At 40.6% G+C, this 8,041-nt stretch carries 9 protein-coding genes; 4 read left to right on the forward strand and 5 right to left on the reverse strand.

Features of this window, described 5'->3' with window-relative positions; genetic code table 11:
• Positions 1-121: 121 nt before the first annotated feature.
• On the reverse strand, positions 122-1,006 hold the full coding sequence (locus V7L95_RS12810) for a LysR family transcriptional regulator (RefSeq protein ID WP_311754445.1): 885 nt from the start codon (positions 1,004-1,006) through the stop codon (positions 122-124).
• Between the two features lie 23 nt (positions 1,007-1,029).
• Positions 1,030-1,728, reverse strand: coding sequence for an amino acid racemase (locus tag V7L95_RS12815; RefSeq protein ID WP_340966689.1), 699 nt, complete (start codon positions 1,726-1,728; stop codon positions 1,030-1,032).
• A 193-nt stretch (positions 1,729-1,921) separates the two neighbouring features.
• On the opposite strand from V7L95_RS12815, the gene V7L95_RS12820 reads away from it, so the two are divergent.
• A complete protein-coding gene (locus V7L95_RS12820) occupies positions 1,922-2,446 on the forward strand; it encodes a DinB family protein (RefSeq protein ID WP_046343317.1) in 525 nt (174 codons plus the stop codon).
• A 4-nt stretch (positions 2,447-2,450) separates the two neighbouring features.
• Here V7L95_RS12820 and V7L95_RS12825 read toward each other — a convergent pair whose 3' ends face one another.
• Complete coding sequence (locus tag V7L95_RS12825; RefSeq protein ID WP_035700391.1) at positions 2,451-3,014, reverse strand: GNAT family protein; 564 nt, start codon at positions 3,012-3,014, stop codon at positions 2,451-2,453.
• Between the two features lie 16 nt (positions 3,015-3,030).
• Entirely contained in the window at positions 3,031-3,936 is a 906-nt protein-coding gene (locus V7L95_RS12830; protein WP_019743043.1) for a LysR family transcriptional regulator, read from the reverse strand.
• Between the two features lie 112 nt (positions 3,937-4,048).
• Between V7L95_RS12830 and V7L95_RS12835 the strand changes: the two genes are divergently transcribed.
• The gene (locus tag V7L95_RS12835) at positions 4,049-5,206 is read left to right on the forward strand and encodes an MFS transporter (RefSeq protein WP_340969043.1); all 1,158 of its coding nucleotides are present in this window, start codon (positions 4,049-4,051) and stop codon (positions 5,204-5,206) included.
• Between the two features lie 114 nt (positions 5,207-5,320).
• Here the strand turns inward: V7L95_RS12835 and lpdA are convergent, their stop codons facing one another.
• Complete coding sequence (gene lpdA / locus V7L95_RS12840; protein ID WP_340966693.1) at positions 5,321-6,715, reverse strand: dihydrolipoyl dehydrogenase; 1,395 nt, start codon at positions 6,713-6,715, stop codon at positions 5,321-5,323.
• 184 nt (positions 6,716-6,899) lie between these two features.
• Between lpdA and V7L95_RS12845 the strand changes: the two genes are divergently transcribed.
• Together V7L95_RS12845 and V7L95_RS12850 are read left to right on the forward strand one after the other, a co-directional pair.
• Positions 6,900-7,469 (forward strand): TetR/AcrR family transcriptional regulator, encoded by a 570-nt coding sequence (locus V7L95_RS12845; RefSeq protein WP_144625989.1) that lies wholly within the window; start codon positions 6,900-6,902, stop codon positions 7,467-7,469.
• A gap of 31 nt (positions 7,470-7,500) precedes the next feature.
• Positions 7,501-7,920 (forward strand): GNAT family N-acetyltransferase, encoded by a 420-nt coding sequence (locus tag V7L95_RS12850; protein WP_079919366.1) that lies wholly within the window; start codon positions 7,501-7,503, stop codon positions 7,918-7,920.
• The last annotated feature ends 121 nt before the right edge of the window (positions 7,921-8,041 follow it).

The following is an 8,041-nucleotide window of genomic DNA, read 5'->3' on the forward strand; positions in this document are numbered from 1 at the left end:
GTTTTTTTATGTTATATATTTCCTTTTTGTTATAAGATATCATCATAAAACAACAAATTTATTATTTGGATTGACAATTGAATAAAGTAATATATCAAAAAAAGCCCTGTAAAGGGCTTTTTTAAGTAGCTGAATCTAATTCATGAAAAAACTGTTTGAGTTGATCAATGAAAACGGATTTGGATTTTCCTTTTTTATAAATGAACTCAATATTGATGTTGAAATTGATAGATGGCTCAATTGAAATTTGTTTTAGTGTTCCTTGTTCTACTTCATTTCTAACACAATGATGAGGAAGAAACGATAGTCCCATTCCTTGTAGCACTAAATTTTTTGCAGTTTCCATATGATCAACCTCAATGGAAATGTTCGGTGTGATGTTGTTTTTTTGAAATAATCGGTGGAGCATCAACCAATCAAATGACCCATAGTCAAAGAAAATAAAAGGTTGTTCTTCTAGTTCATTCATATTGATGTTGCCTAGGCTGGCAAGCGGGTGATGAGTTGGGACGAACAGCCCGATTGGATCGCTGAAAATCGGGATTGATTCAATTTGAGGATGTGTTTCAGTCCTGACAATGCCAAAGTCTACTTGGTTGTTAATCACTTTTTGGACAACATCCTTTGAATGTCCTGTTACAATTTTCACTTTCAGATTTTCGTATTTTTCTTTTAGGGCGGGCAATATGTTAGGCAATAGATTATTGGAAATAGAGGATGCGCATCCAATCGTCAATTCATAAGGGAGCATCGTTTGTTTGAGACTATGCTTTGCTTCTTGATAAGAATGGAGAATCTTTTTGGCATGCGGGTAAAACTGTTCACCTTTTTCCGTCAGAGATAGTTTATTTCTCTGTCTATCAAATAATTTCAGGTCTAATTCTTTTTCTAACGATTGAATACGTGCCGATACAGAAGGCTGGGTTAAATACAATGCTTCTGCAGCTTTATTGATACTGCCTAGCTGGCATACATAAATAAACGCTTCTATATTCTCAATATTCATGTTATCCCCTTATATGACGTTCTTTAAATGTTTAGTTTTTCAAGCTCATACACTAATTTTACAGCTTCTTTCGCCAAAATGACAGTAGGGTCAATCACTTTCACAGCTTTGGTTGACCTTAGAACTAAAGGAATTTCTGTACAGCCGGCAATGATGGCTTCTGCTCCTTGATTGATTAAAATTTCTGCAGCTAACGCCAGTTCACTTTCGCCTTTACTCAATTTCCCTGCTTTCACGGCATAAATCCCATTCATCACACTTTTCTGAAGATTTTCACTAGGAGTCATGACATCAATCTTGTGATGGGCACAAGCTTTTTGATAGAGCTGGGTTTTTAATGTGCCATCAGTACATAGTAAGCCGACAGACGTATAGTGATGTTTGTTCAGGTGCTTTGCGGTTTCTAATGGCATATTCATAATAGGGATATGAGTGGCTAGTTGTACGTTTTCTAAAAAGAAGTGAGCGGTATTGCATGCAATCAGAATAAAGTCCGCTCCTGCGCGTTCTAATCTTTTAGCTGATGCAATCATATATTCTGTAGGATCTTCGCCTTTCCCAAATATGGCATTGGTTCTATCAGGGATTTGCGGATAATTATCAGCAATCACATGTAAATGATCCTGATCTTTAATAGCTGGTGTATGAGAAATGATTTTTTTCATCAGATCAATCGTCGCTAAAGGGCCCATACCACCCATAATACCAATTGTTGTAGACATGCATATCACCACATTTCATTTTTTTCTATTATAAAAAAAGAAAGGATGGTGAGTGTTATAGAAAAGTTCTATTTGTATATAGAAGGTTGATTAAAAGCACCTTTTATTTTCTTCTTTATCTGTTTTGCGGTATGAGTTGCAATCTAATCAAAAAACATTAGAATAAAGAAAAATTGATAAAGGAGCTACCATTATGAATTTCAATTTGGATGAAGCTTTAGATATGTTGAGTCGAACTCCTCGTACATTAGAAAGTCTTTTGTCAGGTTTATCGAAGGATTGGCTTCACAGTCGTGAAGGGGAGGGAACGTGGAATCCCGTTGAAGTCATTGAACATTTGATTGAAGCAGAGAAATCCAACTGGATTCCTCGATTAAGTGTCATTCTTGCTGATGGAGAGAATACCCCATTTCCTGCATTTGACCGCTACGCCCATTTGAATCAAACTGAAAGACAGATAGAACAAGCACTAGCGGAGTTTCATCATGTGCGGATGGAGAATGTGTCATACATTCAGCGTATGACACACTCAAGTCTTGATCTAGAGAAAAAGGGCGTCCATCCAGAATTTGGCATCGTGCAAGTGAGCGAATTACTTTCTGCGTGGGTTGTCCATGATTTCACCCATATCTCCCAAATTGTTCGGGTCATGGCGGAACGATATCGAACCGATGTAGGACCGTGGAGCGCTTATTTAGGGATTTTGAATAGGAAATAAATGTTTAATGACGCTTCGCGGCCCACTCAGATTGAAGAATGGCATATTGATATTCATCGACCCAATGTCCCTTCGACATATAATTTTGCAGCAAATGTCCTTCGCGTCTCATGTCTAAACGTTCCAGCACTCGAATGGATTTTTCGTTGCGTACATCTGTAAAGGCAATGATTTTATGCTTGTTCAGTGTAGTGAAAATATATTCGATCATTGAATTCAAGGCTTCATGAATATAGCCCTTTCCTTGAAATTCAGGCGCGAGTGTAAATCCTATTTCAACGATTCTAGGCTCGCTGCCGAGTGTATGAATGGCGCAATCTCCTATCAGCTGATTGGATTCAGATAAGGCAATCGCGTATTGAAACCACGTCCCTGGTTGATTAGGTTGTTGTGTCATTTGGTGTTGAACAAATGATTCAGCGTCTTCGTGCGTGTAGTTTTCCCAGGATTGAAATGTGGCAATAGAGGGATTTGATCGGTATTGATAAAATGCTTCAATATCCTGCTGATCAAACTGGCGAATCACAACCCGGTTTGTTCTTGTAAATATGCTGTTTGCATTCTTCATGTGTTACCCTCACTTTTTAGTTTGTTCTTGATTTGAAAAAGTCTATTAGCCATTCAGATAGCTGTTTTTGCGCTTTGGTCACAAATCGATCGGCATAATACGTTAATTCAAGATGCCGAACAGGAGCAGGGGCAGAAATAGGGATAGAGACAATATTAGGCCATGCTGAATGTTGCTTTAACAGCCCTCTTGGCTGGATGGTGGCGCCGATCCCGGCTTCAACTAACTGCAATAGTGAAGTGGCAGACCCAACATCCATGACCGTGTCCAATTCAAAACCGTGTTCTTTACATACGTCATCGACCAAATCTCTTCCTAGATAGCCTTTTGGATACATGACCAGTGCATGCTTTGTCAGTTCTTTTAGCGTCACTTCACGCCTTTTTGCCAGTTCACTGTCTGAATGAACAAACAATTCGTAGGGCTCATCGCCAAGTGGAATTTGAATCAGTCGTTTATCCGCAGGCCCGCGCAGCCCAATTCCGATATCGACTTTATGTGAGAGCACCTCGTCACGAACAAAGATGGTCGAAAAAGCCTTTAGGTTGATCTCTGGATACAGCGTTTTAAATTCTACAAAAAGCGGAACAAGCTGAAAGTCAAGATCAGAGGGAAGGACGGCAAGCCGAACAGTACCCCGCTGTTCAGATAACAGTTCTTTCATAGCATTTTTGGCATCTCGCTCAGCCTGAAGCATTTTCATGCCATATTGATAAAGAAGCGTACCAGCTTCAGTTGCAACTACTTTTTTACCGATTCGGTCAAAAAGCGGCATCCCAACTTCAGCTTCAAGCAGCTGAATCTGTTGGCTTAATGTAGGCTGTGATATACCTAGCTGCTCTGCAGCCTTTGTGAAATGTAAATGATCGAATACAGCCATAAAATAGGTAATGTGACGAGTATCCATATGCCATCCTTTCATTAATGATAGTATTTTCCTATCATCATAATACGAATTATTGTATTGATCAATGAATGAAGCGGATTTATACTCATAGTAACCTCAACAAGATGAGAGAGGAAGAAGAGTATTGATAAAAAAAGTATTTTATTTAGCTGCTTTATTTTTAGCTGCCTTAAACTTGCGCCCAATCATTACATCCGTAGCTTCTATGATGAGCATGATTCAATCAGACCTTGGCGTTAGTGCACTCACGGCAAGTCTTTTAACCACTTTGCCGGTCTTGTGCATGGGAGTGTTTGCCCCTGTAGCAACGAAACTAAGCCGCCGGTTTGGATTAGAGAGAACTCTTTTTTTCTCGATTTTTCTTATCACAATTGCGACTGGACTGCGTGGTACAAGTCAAACGGTTACCATCCTTCTCGTGACTGCTTTTGCAGGAGGAGTTGGAATAAGTTTTGCCGGACCATTGTTGTCTAGTTTTATTAAAAAGTATTTCCCGAAAAGTCCTGGGATTGTCAGTGTGTACTCTATATCGATGACAGTTGGAGCTGCACTTGCTTCGGGCTTGACCATTCCGATTTACCTTCGCAGTGAGCATAACCTTCCACTTGCGTTATCTTGCTGGGCGGTTTTAGGCGTTATTGCACTGATTTTATGGCTCGGTCTAGCTCGTCAAAACCAACAAGCGGATCATGCAGATGTGCCGCTGAGATTACCGCTGCGAAACAAAAAAGCCATTCAATTCACCTTGTTCTTTGGCTTTATGTCTAGCATGTTCTATTCGTTAACAGCGTGGATTTCACCCATTGCGCTTGATTTTGGGAATAGTCCGCAGTATGCCGCCATGCTGCTTACGATATTTACGCTCATTCAGATTCCGGTGGCATTACTCGTTCCAAACATCGTCAATCGTCTAGGAAAGCCGAAATTATTTCTGATTTTATGCAGTTTGTCAGAGCTGATTGGCCTCCTATTCCTTCTACTGCCAATGCCGATCCTGCCAGCTGTTATTTTTCTGGGGATTGGAGCAGGTGGATTATTTCCTTTAGCGCTTATGCTGCCTATTATTGAAACGCGTACACCAGAAGAAGCCGGTACATGGTCAGCGATGTCACAGATGGGCGGGTACATCATGGGAGGATTTGGTCCATTTTTAATCGGTTTGATTTTCGATATCAGCGGACATTTTCAAGCTGCTATTGTCGCAATGCTCGCCATCGTGATGCTGATGATTGGCGTGCAGTTATCGATGAAGTTAGGGAAAAAACGTGATGAGGTATCCAATTAAAGGTCAATATACCGCTGCTTTTATATCATGACTCAATTGAAATCGCCATAGCCTATTCCTAAGTAGGCTATGGCGATTATTTTACTCAATTTTTAAAAGATGCACCTGAATGAATTATCGTGCCAGATTTTTTTCAACTTTACGAGTGGCCATTTCTGCAGCCTCCATGATCATTTCACCTAATGTTGGGTGAGGATGAATCGTCATGGCTAAATCTTCTACTGTAGCACCAATTTCAATAGAGAGAGAAAGTTCTGATATAAGAGTAGATGCCTCTGCACCTACGATTTGTGCTCCTAAAATAAGGCCAGATTCAGCATGGGCCACAATCTTCACAAATCCTTCTGGTTCTTTTAATGCCAGTGCTCGACCATTAATAGAGAACATTGTTTTTCCAGTAACAGTCGGAATGGATTGCTGCTTGCAATCCGTTTCGCTCAGTCCAACACTCGTCAATTCTGGGCTGGAAAACACAACGAGAGGGATCGCTTTATAATCGATCATCGAAGGTTTCCCGGCGATTGCTTCTGCTGCCACCTTCGCTTCATAGGAAGCTTTATGAGCCAGAGCAGGACCCTCGGTGATATCACCAATTGCATAAATGTGCGGAATGGAAGTTCTGCATTGTTCATCAATTTTAACCAGTCCGTTAGGGGTAATGGATAAACCGATAGAATGGAGACCTAATGCTCCATCTGTATTCGGTTTTCTTCCGACAGTAATCAATGCATATTCCGCTTTCACCGTGTAACTTTCTTTCTGTTTCTCATAATGAAGATCAATTCCGCTCATATGCTGCTCGGCATCTATGACGTTTGCTCCTGTAATCACGGTGATGTCATCTTCTTTCAATTGTCGAACAACAGGAGAGACAAGTTCACTTTCAAAGCCAGGCAATACTTGATTGCCGCCTTCTAGAATGGTGACTTTAGATCCAAACCTTGCAAACATCTGTCCGAGTTCAACACCAATATATCCACCCCCAACTACGACAAGGCTTTTAGGGATTTCGGAAAGGGATAGTGCTTCAGTGGAAGACAATATACGACCTCCGAAAGGGAGTGATTTAATTTCAATTGGACGAGAGCCGGTTGCTAATATAAGGTGTTTGAAGTTGATTCGTTTTTCACCTTTTTCGGCATGTTGAATCACCGCTGTATGCTGATCGAACAAGCTTGCATCGCCTTCCAGAATGGTAACTCCCGCTGACTTTAACAAAAATTGGACGCCTCCCGCTTGTTTTTCCACAACAACTTTTTTGAACGCTTGAGCTTCATTGAAAGAACCGCTTTCTTGAAAACCATCCCATTGTGTGCGGAGTTTGAACCGCTCTGCTTCTGCTATTAGCGCTTTAGAAGGGATACAGCCTACATGGGTGCATACGCCACCTAATTGTTCACGTTCTACAATCGCTGTCTTCATGCCGAGATGAGCTGAACGTAATGCTGCCACGTAGCCTCCCGGACCTGATCCAATCACTAATGTATCTACTGTTTCAAAATGAATCATTTCTTGCACCTCCAATTTTAAAATATGATGGTCATAATATATTATAGTCATCATATTTTAGCGAAGTCAATCCCATCTGAGTGAGCAAAGATGGATTTTAGTCAATTGACACATGATAATATGATGAATATAATATTTTGATAAATACACTTAGATGAGTTAAAAGGAAGGAGGGGGAAAGAGGATGCCTTATCCGAAAGGTCATAAGTCAAAAGTGAGAGAGCAGATCATCGCTAGTGCTGCACGAGCATTTCGAACAAATGGCGTCCGTAATATCAGTTTGCCATACATTATGAAAGGAGCAGGTCTAACTCATGGAGGGTTTTACGCTCACTTTAAGAACAAGGATCAGTTGGTGATAGAGACTTTTCATTTTGCTATTACTGATACGATCAAGATGCTACAAAGTGTTGCAGACAAGAAGGCAGATCAGCCTCGAATTCAGACGATCATTGAATTTTATTTAAGTACCGTTCACCGTGATCAGACGGAAGTCGGCTGTATACTGCCTGCACTGGCAGGGGAGATTGCTCAATTATCGCAAGAGGTACGGAAAGCTTATACCGATGAATTGAAACGGTTTATGGCGTTTATAGCCGATACGGGAAACATAGATCTCTCTAAGAGTTACGCACTAGTAAGCAGCATGATTGGTACAATTGCTCTTGCGCGTGCTGTCAATGACTCGCAGTTCAGTGATCAATTGTTATTTGCAGGCAGAACACAGGCAAAACACATTTTAGAAGCGAATTAACATTCAAATGAAAAACAAAGGAGATGTTGCGATGTTCATTAGAGAAGCAAGCATAGAAGATTATCCACAATTAAGACAAATCTATTTAGAATCCCGACGTCAGAGCTTTCACTGGCTCAATACAGAAGAAATCAAACTGCAAGATTTTGATCAAGATACGCAGGAAGAGCAAATTTTCTTAGCTGAGGAGAGCAATAAAATCCTTGGATTCATCTCATTATATGTACCAGATCGTTTTATTCATCTCTTGTTTGTACATCCAGAAGCTGTTGGTCAAGGGGCTGGCGATCTGTTGCTGAAACATGCGATCAAAGTGCTCGGAACACCAGTCACCCTCAAATGTGTATCCGAAAATCACAAAGCTTTGTCTTTTTATCAAAAAAGAGGATGGAAGGCTGTTGTAGAGGAAGGGGAACCTGGGGCGAAGTACTGGGTGCTTATTTATGAATAGAAGTCATGTTATCTATCATTCACACGGCCCTTTATAGGGCTTTTTTGCGGTTTATTTTCGGTGTCGAAAGATTTATAAAATGATAATATATGTCGTTATAGGGAAAATAGAGGGAGGAGTA

Origin of the sequence: Bacillus sp. PPSBB_11 (assembly GCF_038023285.1) — a bacterium.
In the GTDB taxonomy this organism is placed as follows: domain Bacteria; phylum Bacillota; class Bacilli; order Bacillales; family Bacillaceae; genus Bacillus; species Bacillus altitudinis.

Bases quoted from the DNA above. Each gene is read 5' to 3' on its own strand.
- V7L95_RS12820 (WP_046343317.1), top strand. From the start codon at position 1,922: ATGAATTTCAATTTGGATGAAGCTTTAGATATGTTGAGTCGAACTCCT.
- V7L95_RS12830 (WP_019743043.1), bottom strand. From the start codon at position 3,936: ATGAAAGGATGGCATATGGATACTCGTCACATTACCTATTTTATGGCT.
- V7L95_RS12850 (WP_079919366.1), top strand. From the start codon at position 7,501: ATGTTCATTAGAGAAGCAAGCATAGAAGATTATCCACAATTAAGACAA.
- V7L95_RS12825 (WP_035700391.1), bottom strand. From the start codon at position 3,014: ATGAAGAATGCAAACAGCATATTTACAAGAACAAACCGGGTTGTGATT.
- V7L95_RS12810 (WP_311754445.1), bottom strand. From the start codon at position 1,006: ATGAATATTGAGAATATAGAAGCGTTTATTTATGTATGCCAGCTAGGC.
- V7L95_RS12815 (WP_340966689.1), bottom strand. From the start codon at position 1,728: ATGTCTACAACAATTGGTATTATGGGTGGTATGGGCCCTTTAGCGACG.
- lpdA (WP_340966693.1), bottom strand. From the start codon at position 6,715: ATGATTCATTTTGAAACAGTAGATACATTAGTGATTGGATCAGGTCCG.
- V7L95_RS12845 (WP_144625989.1), top strand. From the start codon at position 6,900: ATGCCTTATCCGAAAGGTCATAAGTCAAAAGTGAGAGAGCAGATCATC.